Here is a 16,733-nt window from a genome sequence, read left to right as displayed (position 1 = left end):
GGCAGGGTTTTGTTCAAACCCCGCCGCGACTGTTCGATATCTCGAAGGCTTTACGAGCCCAGCTTCTTGCTGACCAGTTCGTTCACCGCCTTGGGGTTGGCCTTTCCACCCGTGGCCTTCATCACCTGGCCGACGAACCAGCCCGCCAGTTTCGGGTTCACCTTGGCCTTTTCAACCTGCGCCGGGTTGGCGGCGATGATCTCATCCAGTGCAGATTCAATCGCACCAGTGTCGGTCACCTGTTTCATGCCGCGCTCTTCCACGATCTGCGCCGGGTCGCCGCCCTCGGTATAGACAATCTCGAACAGGTCCTTGGCGATCTTGCCCGAGATCGCGTCCGATGCGATCAGGTCGATGATCCCACCCAATTGTGTCGGAGACACGGGCGATTCCGTTATGTCGTGGTCTTCTTTCTTCAGACGACCGAACAGTTCGTTGATGACCCAGTTTGCGGCCAGCTTACCGTTGCGGCCCTTGGCAACTTCTTCGAAATAGGCGGCCGATTCCACCTCGGCGGTCAGCACGGACGCGTCATAATCGGTGAGGCCGAATTCGCTTATGAAGCGCGCTTTCTTGTCGTCGGGCAGTTCCGGCAGTTTGGCGGCGATGTCGTCCACCCATACCTGCTCGATCTCAAGCGGTAGCAGGTCGGGGTCGGGGAAGTAGCGATAGTCATGCGCCTCTTCCTTGGACCGCATCGAGCGGGTCTCACCCTTGTCCGGGTCATACAGGCGGGTTTCCTGATCGACCTTGCCGCCGGCTTCGATGATGGCAATCTGACGACGGGCTTCAACCTCGATCGCTTGCTGGATAAAGCGCATCGAGTTCATGTTCTTGATTTCGCAGCGGGTGCCCAGATGCGAGAAATCCTGCGTTTCCTGGTATTTCTCATACGCGCCCGGCAAACAGATTGAGACGTTCACATCAGCCCGCAGGTTGCCGTTTTGCATGTTGCCATCACAGGTGCCCAGATAGCGCAGAATCTGACGCAGCTTGACGATATAGGCCGCCGCTTCTTCGGGTCCGCGAATGTCGGGGCGGCTGACGATCTCCATCAGGCAGACACCGGTCCGGTTCAAATCGACAAAGGACATATGCGGGTCCATGTCGTGGATCGATTTGCCCGCATCCTGCTCCATATGGATGCGTTCGATCCGCACGTTGCGCGCGGTTCCATCACCCATTTCAACCAGCACTTCACCTTCGCCCACGATGGGGTGGTAGAGCTGTGAGATCTGATAGCCCTGCGGCAGGTCGGGGTAGAAATAGTTCTTGCGGTCAAAAGCCGATTTCAGGTTGATATCCGCCTTCAGGCCCAGTCCGGTGCGTACCGCCTGTTCCACGCAGTATTCGTTGATCACCGGCAGCATCCCCGGCATCGCCGCGTCCACAAAGGCCACGTTCGCGTTCGGTTCGGCCCCAAATTGGGTCGATGCGCCCGAGAACAGTTTGGCATTGGACGAGACCTGCGCATGCACCTCCATCCCGATCACCAGTTCCCAATCGTGCTTGGCCCCGGCAATGGTTTTGGGTTTGGGCATTTCATATGTCAGGTCGAGCATGGCGCGCCTCATTTCCGCAGAAGTCTAAGCCTGCGTATTAGGCCCGGCAGGGGCGAGGGGCAAGGGGGAATCAGTGTTGAGACAGGCGCAGACCAGACGGTGTAAAGGTCACGTCCGTGCCGCTGCGCAGTTCCTCGCGGAACAGATCACGGATGGCACGCAACGCATCGCGCTTGCCGCGGGCTGCAAACCGTTCGGCAGAATTGATGCGAACCGAGTTGTTGAACCCATTCGCGGCATGCGCCCAGATCAGCGGGTGCAGTTCAGTCATGTGGTCGCGGATCAGCCTGTTTGCAGCTTCGTGAATTTGCGAGCGGACAAGGTCGGCCTTTTCGTTCAGGCCCTGACCGTTCTGTATCGTGATGGCGCAATAGGCCGACAGCATGTTGACAGTCTGCTGATCGGGGCGGCGATGCAAAATGTCATCCAACCCTTCCAGGAAGTACTCGACATCCAGACGAGCGCAGGCCTCTTCGTCCAATGCGATGGCGTCAAACTGGACCCAAGTATAGCCGCCAGCGCCCCAGATGTCGCCAGTCCGCGCGGCGTTCCGCAGTGCCTGAACTTCAAGCTTTTCATAGCTGCCAAACCAACGCGGCAGCAGATGCGTGCCCATCGCCCGCATAGGCCGCTGATTGTGCGGGTCCAGGGAGATCAGGCGTTCGTATTCTTCGGCTACACGCTGGTTAGTCTTCCGTTGACCTGCCAACAGGGCACAGCTTGCGGCTGCGACAATGGGGCTGTCTGGCAACGCAGCGCGGCATGTCGGCAAAAGGTTTGCGGCCCGGTCGAAATGGGCCGCGCAACGCGACCGGTGAAGGGGCGGCAACGTGGCATCCGTTGCGGTTCCGCGCCATGCCCAGGCCAGGTCAATGTGTGTTAAGGCGACCACCAGCGTAATCATCGGATCACTCGGATGCTCACGCATTTCGTCTTCAAGCTCTGAGATACCGCCCAGCAAGTCATATTCGCACAGCGCGCTGCCATCCGACAGGGCATGTTCCACTGCCAATACAACGTCGGAACGCGCGCCAAAGGCCAACAGATCGGCAATCGGTGTTGCGTCCGATGCGATTGCGCGGTCCTTGTCGGCGGCATGCATCATTTTGGACAGCTTGGCCCAGCGGTCCTGTCTGGCCAGTGTGCGCCCTTCTTCAATGGTGTTACGGGCGGTCAGGTCTTCGGTCCTGATATCGGCCACTGGAATGTTCAATTGCCCTTTATCCGGCAGTGATGCCGTCACCGCGCAGTCGGTTACCCGCACGTTTTGCGTGGAATGACCCTTGGATAAAGAAGAAAGGGCCTCTCGTGCCCTGAAAAACCGAAACATGGTAAAACTCGAAACCGTAAAAAACTGGTAAGTTAGCTTGAAACTTTGACCGAAAATCGCCTCAAATTCAAGCTTTTTGGGGGGTGTTGCGTGACAGGCCGGGGGAATTGGTCCTTTTCCGACTGATTGTTTCAGAAAACGGTGAAATGGTGCCGTTCAACCCGTAATCCGGCGTCTTGCAGGACAGTTTCAAGGGTCTTGTGGGGTGGTGTGGCTTCATCCGGCAGCCGAATCCGCTTGCCCGAGGCCAGAACCAGTGACGTGCGCACGGAAAAGTCCCAGCGCGTGTCGAGCCGGACATGGTCGATATCGGCCAAGGCAACCTCGGCCTCGCGATTGCCTGAAAACCATCGTATTGCGCGGTGATCCAGGGTTAGTCCGGCACTTGTGCCATGCGCAATGTCCCAAAGGGCGGGCAGGGTAGGCAAGCTCAGCAAACCAACCAGCCACCACGCCGCATCGAACAGAATCACCAACGCGATCAGCCCCGCGTAGACGCACATCAGGATCACGACGGCGCGTGGGGTCCTGTTGTGGCGTTGGAAAGTAAACGGGGTCATACGCCGAGGATACGAGACACCATTTCCGTTGTATCCCGCGACAGGTTCGGTGTGTCGGCGATACGCGTCAGCTGAGCTTTCATCAGGTCCTGACGGTCGGTGTCATAGCGTTTCCAGGTCTGGAAGGCAGAACACATCCTGGCGGTGGTCTGGGGGTTAACCGGGTCCAGCCTGATCAGCCAGTCTGCCAACAACGCATATCCTGCCCCGTCCGCACGATGGAACCCGGCGTGGTTCATCGCCAACGCCCCCATGACTGCCCGGAACCTGTTGGGGTTCTTCCAATTGAAATCAGGGTGCTCGGTCAATGTGCGCGTAACATCCGGCGTAGTTTCAGGAGAGGCCGTTGTCACCTGCAGACCGAACCACTTATCGACCACCAGCCGGTCATGCTGCCACTGCCTGTAAAAGTCCGCCAGTTCGGTTTGGCCCGCGCCCGCCCGCAACAGGCAAGACAGGGCGGTCAGTTGGCGGGTCATGTTGTCGGCTGCTGCGTATTCCTCGGCCGCTTTGGCACCGCCATCCAGCCGCGAAGTCAAGTACAGTACTGCGCCACCAAGCGCCCGCTTGCCGGCCTGATCAGCATCAGGGCTGAACGGCGCGTCGATCAGTGTTTCGCTGTGCAGCCTTGGCAGCAGGTCCTGAACATGCTGTGCGGTCGCTTGGCGCAGGGTTTCGACGGCGGTCCATATCGCCATCGGATCAGGGGTGTTACCACTTTCAAACAAGGCCGCAGCCAGTTCGGATTGCGTTGGCAGACCCAACATCAAAGAGCGATAGGCTGGGTCCAGATCGCCGTCACGCAGCACGGCCAACATACCATCCAGATAGTTCGTTCCCGGCGCTGCATCTTCGCGGATCATGCGCAGCAGCGTATCTTGCGCAAGCGACCGCCCTGCCTGCCAACGGTTGAATGGATCGGTGTCGTGGGCCAGCAAAAATGCGCGTTCGGCATCCGTGTGGTCATGTTCCAGAATGACCGGGGCCGAGAAATCGCGCAGGATCGAGGCCACAGGTTTTGCTGCCAGTCCAGTGAAAGTAAAGCTTTGCTCGGCTTCGGTCAGTTCCAACACTTCGGTGGCGCGCACTTCGTCACCGTTCTGGCCCAGCAGGCCCACGGCGACGGGGATTACCTGCGGCAGTTTCTTGGGCTGGCCGGGTGTTGGCTTGGTGCTTTGTGACAGGGTCAGGGTATAGGTGCCATCCTGCCAGTCTTCGGCAACTGAGATGCGCGGCGTGCCGGATTGGCTGTACCAACGCTTGAACTGGGTCAGATCGCGACCGGTCGTATCCTCGAACACCTTGATCCAGTCTTCGATGGTGCAGGCCTGCCCGTCATGACGGTCGAAATAGAGGTTCAGCGCCTGCGCATAGGCCTCATCTCCCACCAACCGCTTGAGCATGGCGATGACTTCGGCGCCTTTTTCGTAAACAGTCGCGGTATAGAAGTTGTTGATTTCCTGAAAGCTTTCAGGGCGAACCGGGTGTGACAACGGACCGTTATCCTCGGGGAACTGCCGTGCGCGCAGGTCGATCGCATCATGGATGCGTTTCACCGGGGCCGAGCGCATATCGGACGTAAACTGCGCATCGCGAAACACCGTCAGGCCCTCTTTCAGACACAGTTGGAACCAATCGCGGCAGGTAATTCGGTTGCCGGTCCAGTTGTGGAAATATTCATGCGCAATGATTGCCTCTATCCGCTCGAAATTGGCATCGGTCGAGGTTTCGGGGCTGGCCAGAACGGCGGAGGAGTTGAAGATGTTCAACCCCTTGTTCTCCATCGCGCCCATGTTGAAGTCATCAACGGCCACGATGTTGAACACGTCCAGATCGTATTCCCGGCCGTAGACGTCTTCGTCCCATTTCATCGACTTTTTCAGTGCCTCCATCCCAAAGGCGCATTTGCCTTCGTCTCCGGGGCGCACCCAGAGGTTCAGTTCCACGTCACGGCCCGACATGGTGGTGAACTGACCGGGATGGGCGATCAGGTCGCCTGCGACCAGCGCGAACAGATAGGCGGGTTTGGGCCACGGGTCGGTCCATTCAGCCCAGCCTTCTCCCTTGCCCGAGGGGTTGCCGTTGGACAGCAAGATCGGCAAGTCACCGTTGATGCGTACGGTGAACACGGACATCACGTCGGGCCGATCGGGGTAATAGGTGATCTTGCGGAAACCTTCAGCCTCGCACTGGGTGCAATACATGCCGTTCGACATATACAAGCCCTCAAGCGCGGTGTTGTTACCGGGGTCGATCTCGACGACGGCCTCCCAGATGAAGGGCGCATTGGGGACTTCAACAGTCAGGCCCTTGTCGGTGACATTGGGGGTGACTTCGACCCCGTCAACAACCGCCCGGATCAGGGTCAGGTCTTCGCCATGCAGAAAAAACGTACGATCCGTTGCCTCGGGGTTGGGGCGGAACGCAATACGAGACGTAACGCGTGTGGCATGATCTGCCAGATCAAAGGTCAGATGCACGCTGTCCACAAGATAGCCAAAAGGCGTGTAATCTTTCAGATAGATCGTGGTGGGGGCAGCGTCACGCATCGGGGGCCTCGTATCGGTTGAGTTCTGGCGTGACGTTATGGGGATCACTTGTCAGCCGCAAGCCGATGCTGGGTATTCCGAGCCGCCAGGCAGGTCAATTTAGTCTTCAAATTCCACCGGAAACTTGAGGGGTCTGTTGCCTATCGGAAACTTTCGCACTAATTGACGCCTGCATGCCAACGTACACAATGCGGGAGAATTGACTTATGAGCGGCAGAGAAACCCGGAAAGGGCTGCAGATTGCCTGGGAACTGGCGGATTTCATCGAAAATCAGGCATTGCCTGGAACAGGTGTCACGCCCGAGGTGTTCTGGTCCGGTTTCGCCCGCTTGGTTGATGAGCTTGGCCCAAAAAATCGGGAACTGCTTGCTAAGCGGTCGGAAATTCAAAGCCGTCTTGATGGTTGGCATCTGGAACGCAAGGGGCAGGCCCATGATGCCGCCGCATACGAGGCATTCCTGCGAGAAATCGGGTATCTGGTAGAAGAAGGCCCCGATTTCCAGATTGAAACGGCAAATGTCGATCCCGAAATCGCAGCAATCCCCGGGCCGCAGTTGGTTGTTCCGATTACCAATGCCCGTTTTGCCCTGAACGCTGCGAACGCCCGTTGGGGCAGTTTGTATGATGGGCTGTATGGCACTGATGCGATGGGTGATCTTCCCACTGGCATAGGATATGACGCTGCCCGCGGCGCACGGGTGATCGCCTGGGCCAAAGGTTTTTTGGATGACGCTGCACCGCTGGCCAGCGGTTCGTGGGCGGATGTCTCGGAACTGCGTGTGGAAAACGGGGTACTGGTGCCCGCGCTGGCGGACCCCTCGCGTTTTGTTGGATATGGCGGCGCCGCTGAAAACCCCGAATTCGTACTGCTGAAGAACAACGGTCTGCACGTCAAAATCGTGATCGATCCGTCCAGCACGATCGGCGCATCCGACCCGGCAGGCATCGCCGATGTGGTCGTCGAAGCGGCCTTGTCAACGATCATGGACTGCGAAGACTCGGTTGCTTGTGTTGATGCCGAAGACAAGGTTGTGGCCTATGGCAACTGGCTGGGCCTGATGAAAGGTGACTTGACGCAAGAGGTTTCCAAAGGCGGAAATACCTTCACACGCAAGCTGGCAGAGGATGTCGATTACACCACCGCAGATGGAGAGCAGGCAACGCTGAAAGGCCGCTCGCTGATGCTGGTGCGTAACGTGGGTCACCTGATGACCAACCCCGCCGTACTGGATGCCGACGGCAATGAGACCGGTGAAGGTCTAATGGATGCGCTCTGCACCACTGTGATCGCAATGCACGATCTGCAGCGCGAAGGCGGCAATTCGGTCAACGGGTCGGTTTACGTGGTGAAACCCAAGATGCACGGGCCGGAAGAGGTGGCATTCTCGGTCGAGATTTTTGACTTGGTCGAAGACATTCTCGGTCTGCCGCGCAACACCGTAAAACTGGGCATCATGGATGAGGAACGCCGCACCTCGGCCAACCTCAAGGAATGTATCCGAGCTGCGAAATCGCGCGTGGCTTTCATCAATACCGGCTTTTTGGACCGGACGGGGGACGAGATTCATACCTCGATGGAAGCAGGTCCGGTGCTGCCCAAAGGCGACATCAAGAACACGCCCTGGATTGCGTCTTACGAAGACCGTAACGTCGATATCGGTCTGGCTTGCGGCCTGAAGAGCAAGGCCCAGATCGGTAAAGGCATGTGGGCGATGCCCGACCGTATGGGTGAGATGCTTGAGGTCAAGATCGGCCATCCGCAATCCGGCGCGACCTGCGCCTGGGTGCCGTCACCGACCGCTGCGACCCTGCACGCCACGCATTACCACAAGGTCGACGTTCTGGCCCGTCAGGACGAACTGGCCGCTGGTGGCGCCCGTGGCACGTTGTGGGATTTGCTGACGATACCGCTGCTGGATGGCCGCAACCTCAGCGAAGATGAGATCACGCGTGAGATCGAAAACAGCGCTCAGGGCATTTTGGGATATGTCGTGCGCTGGATTGATCAGGGCGTGGGCTGCTCGAAAGTGCCGGATATCAACGATGTGGGTCTGATGGAGGATCGGGCAACCTGCCGGATTTCCTCGCAAGCACTAGCCAACTGGCTGCATCATGGTGTCGTCAGTAAAGAACAATTGATGGCTGCGATGCAAAAAATGGCTGCCGTGGTGGACCGTCAGAACGAAAATGATCCTGAATACTCGCCGATGGCGCCGGGGTTCGACGGGATCGCCTTCCAGGCCGCGTGTGATCTGGTATTCAAGGGACGTATTCAACCTTCGGGGTATACCGAGCCGGTTCTGCATGCGCGCCGTCTTGAACTGAAAGCCAGCCTTTAACTTCGCAAAAACGTTAGGACACACCATGACCATTTCTCTGCGCAAAGCCCGCACGATCATTCGCAAAACTCTTGAAAAAGGCCGCGAGATGGAGCTGAAGCCGCTCTCGGTCGTGGTCTTGGATGCGGGTGGGCACGTCATCGCGTTTGAACGCGAAGATGGCGCAGCGCCCGGCCGTTTCGCTTTAGCGCATGGTAAGGCTTATGGGTCGGTTATGCTGGGCATGGCGGGCACTGCGCAAATGCAACGTGCCGAAGCTCAGGCTTATTTCATGAATGCGGTGAACGGCGTTTATGGTGGTCAGGTTGTGCCGGTTCCGGGGGGAATTTTGCTGCGTGATCGCAAGGGCGCGGTGATCGGGGCCATTGGTGTGACAGGCGACACATCGGACAATGATGTCGTTGCGGGTATGACCGGGGTCGAGGGGGCAGGCCTGACCGGAGAAGCCTGATTTCGATCAGCCTGTGGTGCCGGTTTTTCCAGAGAATAGGGAAAAACTCTCAAAAACTTGGTATCATTTGTAATTCTGTTCCGACATTTGCCGTATAGCCCGAACGTTTTGTGCGCAGTTGAACACGTCCTTGCGCCGTCATGCAGGACGTGTTCTGTTGCACGTTCTTTCTGCTGAGGATAGCTTCCCTGTTAGTTACAGAAACTGCAAGGAATGCGGAATGTCTCGACCTGTCGTCGGTATCATCGGCAACTCTTACCTTATGAACGATGAATACCCTACCCATGCGGGTGGAACGATGAACTCTGAGGCCGTGGCAAATGTTTCGCATTGCCTGCCGCTGCTGATTCCATCCGACCCGCGCTTTGTCACGGTTGAGGAATTGCTTGAGGTCTGCGACGGGTTCCTGCTGACCGGTGGGCGCCCGAATGTACATCCCGAAGAATACGGCGAGGACGCCACTGACGCGCATGGTGAGTTCGACCGGGCGCGGGATGCGGTCACTTTGCCTTTGGTTCGCGCCTGTGTCGAACGTGGTCAGCCCTTCATGGGCATTTGTCGCGGGTTTCAAGAGGTCAACGTCGCCATGGGCGGCACGCTCTACCCTGAAATACGCGATTTGCCGGGTCGAATGAACCACCGCATGCCCCCGGACGGGACTTTGGAAGAGAAGTTCGCCTTGCGACATGTGGTGACACTGGACGAAGGTGGCGTATTCCACCAACTATTCGGCGCGCCCGAAGTGATGACTAACACTTTGCACGGGCAGGGTATCAAGACGGTCGGTGACCGTGTTGTCATCGACGGCCACGCGCCTGATGGTACGCCCGAGGCGATCTATATCAAGGATGCACCAGGCTTTACTCTATCGGTGCAATGGCACCCTGAATGGGATGCAATGAACGATCCCGTTTCCCGACCTTTGTTCGAGGCATTCGGTGCCGCCGTACGGGCATGGGCCACCAGTTCGGATGCCAGTCTGGTACAGCAACGGGCGTGAATGTCGCGCTGATCCACAAAGGGGACCGGCGCATTTCAATCAAATCAACAGATCAAACTGCTGATTCAGAGGCAGCTTTCGGGCGCGTTCTCCGGTCAGATCAAACAACGCATTGCCAAGCGCCGGCATTGACGGCGGCGTTCCGGGTTCGCCCGCGCCACCCATGTGGCGGTTGGTTTCCAGCACACGCACCTCAACCTGCGGAGCAGTATGCATTCGGATCGCATCGTAGTCGGGGAAGTTGTATTGCTCGACCTCACCTTCGGCAAAGGTGATCTCGCCGTAGCAGGCTGCTGACAGACCATACATCATTCCGCCGAACATCTGCGCTTTGACGTTCTCGGGGTCCAGAGCCAGCCCCATATCACAGGCAATCCACGCCTTGTTGATGCGGAAGGTGCCGTCTTCGTCTACCACCTCGATCACTTGTGCGACCGGAGTACCGAAACTGTAGGTGAACGCCACGCCGCGCCCCACGCCGTCCGGTGTCTGCCCGGACCATCCGGACATCTCGCGCACTGCTTCGAGGCAACCGGCCGAGGGGGCGTGTTCACCCTTCATCAGTTCCAACCGGAATTCCAGCGGGTCGCGGCCCGCGGCATAAGCCATCTCATCCATGAAGGTTTCGTGGAAGAAGCCGTTATGGCTGTTGCCGACCGACCGCCAGAACCCGACGGGGACGTCAAGTTTGGGGATGTGGCCGCTCATGCGGTAGTTCGGCACCGCGTAGGGCTGGTTGAAAAAACCTTCGACCAGAACCTTGTCCGGGCCGGCACCAGGCATGCCAGTGTATCGCGTCACGGCCTGCTGCGTGCAGGATTGCGCCGAAACTTTGCCGTCAATCAGAACTGCCTTGCCGTCCTGCACTGCCCCGCGCATCCGGGCAATGGCGCCGGGGCGGTAATAGTCGTGGCGCATATCTTCTTCGCGGCTCCAGGTCGTCTGAACCGGGGTGCCGGGCATGGCCATGGCAACCTTGGTGGCAATCTCGCCGAAATCCAGTTCACCCCGGCGACCAAACCCACCACCCAGATATGTGGTGTGGATTTGTACCGCTTCGGTGTCCAGATTAGCGGTGTTGGCCGCGCGAAACCGGATCAGGGTTGGGGCCTGATTGCCGCACCACAGCTCCAACGCATCGCCGGTATACAGCGCGGTGGCGTTCATCGGCTCCATCGTGGCATGGGCCAGATAGGGCACTTGGTACTCTGCGGTAATCTCGGTTGCGCCTTCGGGTGTGACGCTGACATCGCCATCGTCGCGCATTGTCGAATTCGCCGAGTCATCAAACGCCTCGGCGATCTTGGTGAAAATGCCATCCGTCTCGGGCGGGTAGGGGGCGTCACCCCAATCCACGTCGATGGCCTCGACTGCTTGATTGGCGAGCCACGTGTTGTTGGCAATCACGGCGACACCTGTGCCCAGATCAACGATTTTCTCGACCCCCGGCATGGATTGCGCGGCGCTGTCGTCAAAACCATTCATCGCGCCGCCCAGCTTGGGGTTCATGCGCACGGCCGCGAATTTCATCCCCGGCAGGCGAACATCGACGCCAAACTCGGCGGTACCAGTTGCCTTTTCGACCATGTCCAGACGCGGCTGGGTTTGGCCCAGATAACGCCATTCGGACGGATCGCGAAGGGGCACTTCAACCGGCTCAAGCCCGGCGGCGTCTACGGCCAAGTCCGTATAGGCAATCTTGTCGCCATTTGGCGCGATGACATGCCCTGCGGCAGTTCCCAGTTCCGACGGGTCAACACCCAAACGAAGGGCCGCAGCGCGTTTGAGCGTGTCTCGGGCCGAGGCACCGGCCTGACGCATCCGCTCGAACCCATCCTTCATCGATGTCGAACCACCCGTGACCTGGAGGTGAAGAGCTTTGCCAAGCACACCCAGCGCTTCGCCCAGATTGTGCTGGAAGTCCGAGATGTCATAACCCTTGTTGGGCAACCCTTCCCCCAGCATGGCAGAGTTATAGTAGGCCGCTGCCGCCGGACCGTGCAGCACAGTGATCTGGTTCAGATCCACGTCCAATTCCTCGGCAATCAGCGCGGCCCATGTGGTCTTGACGCCCTGACCCATTTCAGCGCGCGGTGCAAAGAGGGTTACGCCGTTTTGGTCGATCAGGACAAACGGGTTCAACGCCGCCTGACCCTCGCCAGGTTTTAGCGGGTTCGCGGCGGGGCGGCTGACATAATAGGCGCCGAATGCTACGCCGCCGACAATTGCGGCCGAGCCGATCAGGAAAGTGCGGCGAAGGATTTTACCAACAGAAGCCATGAGTTACGCCTCCTTCAGTTTGCCAGCCGCGTCATGGATCGCAGCGCGGATACGGGGGTAGGTGCCACAACGACACAGGTTGCCCTGCATCGCCTCATCAATATCGGCGTCCGAAGGTGCAGGGTTTTCAGCCAGCAACGCAGCGGCCTGCATGATCTGGCCCGACTGGCAATATCCGCACTGCGCCACCTGATGATCGACCCAGGCTTGCTGGATTGTAGCCATCGTACCCGGCGTCCCGATACCTTCAATGGTGGTGACATCGCCCCAAACATCCGACAGGCTCACCTGGCACGAGCGCACAGCCTCGCCATCAATATGAACTGTGCAGGCACCACAGGCCGCCACGCCGCAGCCGAATTTGGTGCCGGTCAGGCCGACCTCATCGCGCAAGACCCAAAGCAAGGGGACGTCATCGGGCAGGTCAACCCGATGTTGCTTACCGTTAATCTTCAGGGTGGTCGCCATGGCGCACCTCATCTGGCTGTGGCTGGTTGCTGACATATTTAGCGCAAAGTGTCAGTGTGTCAATTGACAAAATATACAAAAAATGTCAAAGGTTCTGGTATGACGGAAGCAGTTGAAGATTTACGGCAAAAAACCATCCTGAACTCGGCTTTTCAGGCTTTTGCCGCTTATGGGTACCGAAAAACCTCGATGGATGACATTGCGCAGGGGGCGGGGATGTCCCGGCCGGCGCTGTATCTGCATTTCAAGAACAAAGAGGCGATCGTCAGTAAACTGACCGAGATCTACTATGTCGAAAAATGCGCGGCTGTTGCCGAGGCGCTGGCAACGTCAGGTTCAGTGTCCGAGGTTCTAGCCAGTGCGATTCAGGCGCAGACGGCAGGGATGGCCGCGATACTGGCCTCGCCTCATGGGCTTGAGATGCTGGACAACACCAAATCCTTATCCGCCGAGATCATCGCGGAGGGTGAGGCTAAACTGTCAGGGCTATACGCGGATTGGCTGACACAGCAAGAACGGGCCGGGCGGGTGCGCCTGCTGGCCGGTGCGGCCGAGACTGGTCGGACGATTACGGCCACGCTTAAGGGGCTCAAGCTGATCGGTGCAGGTGCAGAGGTCTATGAACAGCAGGTTGCGCAGATCGCGGCGTTGATCGGTGCGGGGCTTGAGGTCAGGTAACCCGCTGCCGCACTTTGAATTCCGGTGCATCCCATAAACGGTTTTGCATAATGTCAGCCAAGATTTCGACAGCGCGCTCGACGTCCCTCGCGTCGATATACAAAGGCGTGAACCCGAAGCGCATGATATCCGGCGCACGGAAATCTCCGATCACGCCGCGCGCGATCAGAGCCTGCATGGCGGCGTAACCTTCAGTAAACCGAAACGAGACCTGACTGCCGCGCTGCTGCGGATCACGTGGGCTGGCCAGTTCCAACTCAGGGCAGGTGCCTTCGACACGGGCTATGAACAACTCGGTCAAGTCGATGGATTTGGCGCGCACATCAGCCATGTCCGCCATGTCCCAGATGTCCATCGCGGCGGACAGGGCGGTCATTTGAAGGATCGGAGGGGTGCCGACCCGCATCCTCTCGATCCCGCTGCCGGGGCGGTAGTCCAGGTCGAAGGCGAAGGGTGCCTCGTGCCCCAGCCAACCTGACAAGGCCGGACGGGCGCGATCTGTCAAGCGTGGCGCGACATAGATAAAGGCTGGCGCACCGGGGCCCCCGTTAAGGTATTTATATGTGCAGCCCACCGCGAAATCGGCGTTGCAGCCGGACAGGTCCACTGGGATAGCTCCGGCGGAATGGGCCAGATCCCAGACAGTGACCGTCCCGTTTGCATGTGCCAGTTCGGTCAGCGCCTTCATGTCGTGTATGCGCCCGCTGCGATAGTCCACCTCGGTCAGCATCAACACGGCGACGTCGTCGGTTATGTTAGCGGCCACGTCCTCGGGTGCGACAACGCGTAGTTCATAACCCGGCCCCAGCGAGCGTAGTAGCCCGTCCACCATATACAAATCAGACGGGAAGTTGCCGTTATCCGACAGGACCACCTTGCGGTCCGGGCACAGTTCCAGCGCAGATGCCACGGCCTGATACACTTTGATCGACAGGGTGTCGCCGGTCACAACCGTCCCGGGTTCCGCGCCGATCAGACGGCCAATGCGGTCGCCCAGGCCGGTCGGCAAACCCATCCATCCGGCCTTGTTCCAGCCGGTGATCAGCATCTGGCCCCATTCCTTGACCATCATGTCACTGACACGATCACTGGCAGCCAGCGGCAACGGACCCAGCGAATTTCCGTTCAGATAAATGACATCCTCGGGCAGATCGAACATGGCTTTGGTCGCGGCAAAGTCGGTCATGGGCGGCTCACTACTTTGTGTTGTGTTGCTTTCTTTCGGCCTAGCCGATCCGTATCGGCCTGTCCATTGATGCGACAACCTGAGCTTTTGCCAATTCGGTTCGAAAGCGGTAGGACATCGGCCAGAAACGACATGCCTGTGCATGTTGTCAGTTGCGGGGATGCGCATGCACCGGATCGACATACCGCCCGTCTGGCTTGTTGGGTTCGCTTTTCTGGCCTGGCTGCAGGCGCGTCATTTCCCCCTGGGCTTGTCGCTGGACGGTGGACTGACTGACTTGTTAAGCGGGTTGCTGATCGGGGGCGGCATTCTGCTCGCCGTATTGGCGATTATGGAGTTTCGCCGTCACAAAACAACCGTTATCCCGCACGAAACACCTTCGGCGCTGGTTCAGTCAGGCATTTATAAACGCAGCCGCAACCCGATCTATGTTGGCGATGTTCTGATTCTGGCTGGTTTGGTTTTACGGTTTGATGCTGTGCTGTCTCTGATCCTTATCCCAATCTTCGTCTGGGTGCTTGAGCGCCGGTTCATTCTGCCCGAAGAAGACCGCCTGCGCCGTACTTTTCACGCGGATTTTGCCCGTTATGAACGTAAAACCCGACGGTGGGTTTAGGATGGACAGACCGATAATATCATATCGTGAATGCTGCACTTGCGAAATAATGTTGCGCAAGATACATGTTTGCTTAACGAAGAATACCGACCACCCGCTCAGCTTGAGTGAGAACTAGGGGGACTGCCAGTGAAGATAGGCACACCGAAGGAAAAATATGAGGGCGAGAACCGGGTTGCGATGACGCCGGACTCTGCGGTGCAGTTGCAGAAACTGGGCTATGAGTGCCTGATTGAGAAAGGCGCTGGGGCTGCTGCGGGCTTTTCGGATGCGGCGTATGAGGCTGCAGGCGTTGAGGTCGTCAAGACGGCGGCTGCGCTGTGGAAAGAGGCCGACATTGTTGCCAAGGTTCGTCAACCCGACGCAACCGAGCTGAAGCGTCTGACCAAGGGTAAGACGCTGATTTCGTTCTTCAACCCGGCAGGGAACGAAGAAGGGATGGAAGCGGCTAAGGCCAAGGGCGCCAACGTCATCGCCATGGAGATGGTGCCGCGTATTTCCCGCGCACAAAAAATGGATGCGCTGTCGTCGATGGCCAATATTGCCGGTTACCGCGCGGTGATCGAGGCGGGCAACAACTTTGGCCGGTTCTTCACCGGTCAGGTGACGGCGGCCGGTAAGGTGCCGCCTGCGAAGGTGCTGATCGTAGGGGCCGGTGTTGCCGGTCTGGCGGCGATCGGGACCTCGACCTCGCTGGGTGCGATCACTTACGCGTTCGACGTGCGCCCCGAAGTGGCCGAGCAGGTCGAATCCATGGGCGCCGAGTTCGTCTATCTGGATTTTGAAGAAGACCAGCAGGACGGCGCGGCCACCGGCGGCTATGCCAGCGTCCAGTCGGACGAGTTCCGCGAGGCACAGCTGGCCAAGTTCCGTGAACTGGCCCCGGAGATGGACATCGTCATCACCACGGCGCTGATCCCCAACCGCGAAGCGCCCGAGCTTTGGACCAAGGATATGGTCGAGGCGATGAAGCCCGGCTCGGTCATTGTCGACCTTGCAGCAGAAAAGGGCGGCAACTGTAAGCTGACCGTCGCGGATGAGAAGATTGTCACCGATAATGGCGTGACCATTATCGGCTATACCGATTTCCCCAGCCGGATGGCGGCGCAGTCCTCGTCGCTTTATGCAACCAACATCCGCCACATGATGACGGACCTGACCCCTGAGAAAGATGGTCAGATCAACCACGACATGGAAGATGACGTGATCCGCGGCGCGACCGTGACCCATGAGGGTGAGATCACCTTCCCGCCACCACCGCCCAAGGTGCAGGCGATTGCGGCACAGAAAAAACCCGAGGTCAAGGAACTGACCCCGGAAGAGAAAAAGGCGCAGGAAATTGCGGCCTTCAAGGCGCAGACCAAACAGCAGTTCACCCTGTTGGGTGTTGGTGGCGCGCTGATGCTGCTGGTGGGGCTGATCGCCCCGGCCAGCTTCATGCAGCACTTCATCGTCTTTGTGCTGGCCATTTTTGTGGGCTTCCAGGTGATCTGGGGTGTTGCACACAGCCTGCACACACCGCTGATGGCGATCACCAACGCGATCTCGTCGATCATTATCGTTGGGGCGCTGATGCAGATCGGGTCGGGATCGTTCCTGGTCATTCTGCTAGCGGCGCTGTCTGTCTTCATGGCCGGGATTAACATCTTCGGCGGCTTTCTTGTCACCCGGCGCATGCTCGCCATGTTCCAGAAATCTTAAGGAGGCCGGGTAG

The 16,733-nt window shown here is 58.5% G+C and carries 13 protein-coding genes; 6 read left to right on the top strand and 7 right to left on the bottom strand.

Annotation, left to right across the window (positions count from 1 at the left end):
* Positions 1-50: 50 nt before the first annotated feature.
* From gatB to pepN, 4 genes are all read right to left on the bottom strand, one after another.
* Positions 51-1,562, bottom strand: coding sequence for an Asp-tRNA(Asn)/Glu-tRNA(Gln) amidotransferase subunit GatB (gene gatB / locus ACR0AL_RS06235; RefSeq protein WP_480662345.1), 1,512 nt, complete (start codon positions 1,560-1,562; stop codon positions 51-53).
* A 70-nt stretch (positions 1,563-1,632) separates the two neighbouring features.
* A complete protein-coding gene (locus ACR0AL_RS06230) occupies positions 1,633-2,763 on the bottom strand; it encodes a hypothetical protein (RefSeq protein WP_480662343.1) in 1,131 nt (376 codons plus the stop codon).
* Positions 2,764-3,023: 260 nt separating this feature from the next.
* Positions 3,024-3,452: a hypothetical protein gene (locus ACR0AL_RS06225; RefSeq protein ID WP_170374568.1), complete on the bottom strand. Its 429-nt coding sequence runs from the start codon at positions 3,450-3,452 to the stop codon at positions 3,024-3,026.
* Positions 3,449-6,001, bottom strand: coding sequence for an aminopeptidase N (pepN, locus tag ACR0AL_RS06220; protein ID WP_480662341.1), 2,553 nt, complete (start codon positions 5,999-6,001; stop codon positions 3,449-3,451). The genes ACR0AL_RS06225 and pepN overlap by 4 nt, the downstream gene beginning before the upstream one ends.
* A 206-nt stretch (positions 6,002-6,207) precedes the next feature.
* Between pepN and ACR0AL_RS06215 the strand changes: the two genes are divergently transcribed.
* The 3 genes from ACR0AL_RS06215 to ACR0AL_RS06205 all read left to right on the top strand — a co-directional run bounded on the left by ACR0AL_RS06215 (position 6,208) and on the right by ACR0AL_RS06205 (position 9,791).
* Positions 6,208-8,340 carry a malate synthase G gene (locus ACR0AL_RS06215; protein WP_480662339.1) on the top strand — a complete coding sequence of 711 codons (2,133 nt, stop codon included), beginning with the start codon at positions 6,208-6,210 and terminating at the stop codon, positions 8,338-8,340.
* A 25-nt stretch (positions 8,341-8,365) separates the two neighbouring features.
* Positions 8,366-8,791 carry a GlcG/HbpS family heme-binding protein gene (locus ACR0AL_RS06210; RefSeq protein WP_480662337.1) on the top strand — a complete coding sequence of 142 codons (426 nt, stop codon included), beginning with the start codon at positions 8,366-8,368 and terminating at the stop codon, positions 8,789-8,791.
* A gap of 220 nt (positions 8,792-9,011) precedes the next feature.
* On the top strand, positions 9,012-9,791 hold the full coding sequence (locus tag ACR0AL_RS06205) for a gamma-glutamyl-gamma-aminobutyrate hydrolase family protein (RefSeq protein ID WP_480662335.1): 780 nt from the start codon (positions 9,012-9,014) through the stop codon (positions 9,789-9,791).
* A 39-nt stretch (positions 9,792-9,830) separates the two neighbouring features.
* Here ACR0AL_RS06205 and ACR0AL_RS06200 read toward each other — a convergent pair whose 3' ends face one another.
* Complete coding sequence (locus ACR0AL_RS06200) at positions 9,831-12,071, bottom strand: xanthine dehydrogenase family protein molybdopterin-binding subunit (RefSeq protein ID WP_480662333.1); 2,241 nt, start codon at positions 12,069-12,071, stop codon at positions 9,831-9,833.
* 3 nt (positions 12,072-12,074) lie between these two features.
* Entirely contained in the window at positions 12,075-12,539 is a 465-nt protein-coding gene (locus tag ACR0AL_RS06195) for a (2Fe-2S)-binding protein (protein WP_480636024.1), read from the bottom strand.
* 99 nt (positions 12,540-12,638) lie between these two features.
* Here ACR0AL_RS06195 and ACR0AL_RS06190 point away from each other — a divergent pair, with 99 nt between their 5' ends.
* A complete protein-coding gene (locus ACR0AL_RS06190) occupies positions 12,639-13,217 on the top strand; it encodes a TetR/AcrR family transcriptional regulator (protein WP_480662331.1) in 579 nt (192 codons plus the stop codon).
* Here the strand turns inward: ACR0AL_RS06190 and kynU are convergent.
* A complete protein-coding gene (kynU, locus tag ACR0AL_RS06185; RefSeq protein ID WP_480662329.1) occupies positions 13,210-14,403 on the bottom strand; it encodes a kynureninase in 1,194 nt (397 codons plus the stop codon). The genes ACR0AL_RS06190 and kynU overlap by 8 nt on opposite strands.
* A gap of 166 nt (positions 14,404-14,569) precedes the next feature.
* On the opposite strand from kynU, the gene ACR0AL_RS06180 reads away from it, so the two are divergent.
* Positions 14,570-15,019 carry a methyltransferase family protein gene (locus ACR0AL_RS06180; protein WP_170348100.1) on the top strand — a complete coding sequence of 150 codons (450 nt, stop codon included), beginning with the start codon at positions 14,570-14,572 and terminating at the stop codon, positions 15,017-15,019.
* 129 nt (positions 15,020-15,148) lie between these two features.
* Positions 15,149-16,720 (top strand): Re/Si-specific NAD(P)(+) transhydrogenase subunit alpha, encoded by a 1,572-nt coding sequence (locus ACR0AL_RS06175; RefSeq protein WP_170348102.1) that lies wholly within the window; start codon positions 15,149-15,151, stop codon positions 16,718-16,720.
* Positions 16,721-16,733: the final 13 nt, after the last annotated feature.

It is taken from the genome of Ruegeria sp. BB1 (assembly GCF_056539465.1).
Note: the sequence above shows the minus strand (reverse complement) of the source record. Positions and strands in the feature narration are given on the sequence as shown.

What these genes read in the sequence shown, in the direction of transcription:
- ACR0AL_RS06195 (WP_480636024.1), bottom strand. Translation starts at nt 12,539, where the DNA reads ATGGCGACCACCCTGAAGATTAACGGTAAGCAACATCGGGTTGACCTG.
- ACR0AL_RS06215 (WP_480662339.1), top strand. Translation starts at nt 6,208, where the DNA reads ATGAGCGGCAGAGAAACCCGGAAAGGGCTGCAGATTGCCTGGGAACTG.
- kynU (WP_480662329.1), bottom strand. Translation starts at nt 14,403, where the DNA reads ATGACCGACTTTGCCGCGACCAAAGCCATGTTCGATCTGCCCGAGGAT.
- ACR0AL_RS06225 (WP_170374568.1), bottom strand. Translation starts at nt 3,452, where the DNA reads ATGACCCCGTTTACTTTCCAACGCCACAACAGGACCCCACGCGCCGTC.
- ACR0AL_RS06180 (WP_170348100.1), top strand. Translation starts at nt 14,570, where the DNA reads ATGCACCGGATCGACATACCGCCCGTCTGGCTTGTTGGGTTCGCTTTT.
- gatB (WP_480662345.1), bottom strand. Translation starts at nt 1,562, where the DNA reads ATGCTCGACCTGACATATGAAATGCCCAAACCCAAAACCATTGCCGGG.
- pepN (WP_480662341.1), bottom strand. Translation starts at nt 6,001, where the DNA reads ATGCGTGACGCTGCCCCCACCACGATCTATCTGAAAGATTACACGCCT.
- ACR0AL_RS06205 (WP_480662335.1), top strand. Translation starts at nt 9,012, where the DNA reads ATGTCTCGACCTGTCGTCGGTATCATCGGCAACTCTTACCTTATGAAC.
- ACR0AL_RS06210 (WP_480662337.1), top strand. Translation starts at nt 8,366, where the DNA reads ATGACCATTTCTCTGCGCAAAGCCCGCACGATCATTCGCAAAACTCTT.
- ACR0AL_RS06200 (WP_480662333.1), bottom strand. Translation starts at nt 12,071, where the DNA reads ATGGCTTCTGTTGGTAAAATCCTTCGCCGCACTTTCCTGATCGGCTCG.
- ACR0AL_RS06190 (WP_480662331.1), top strand. Translation starts at nt 12,639, where the DNA reads ATGACGGAAGCAGTTGAAGATTTACGGCAAAAAACCATCCTGAACTCG.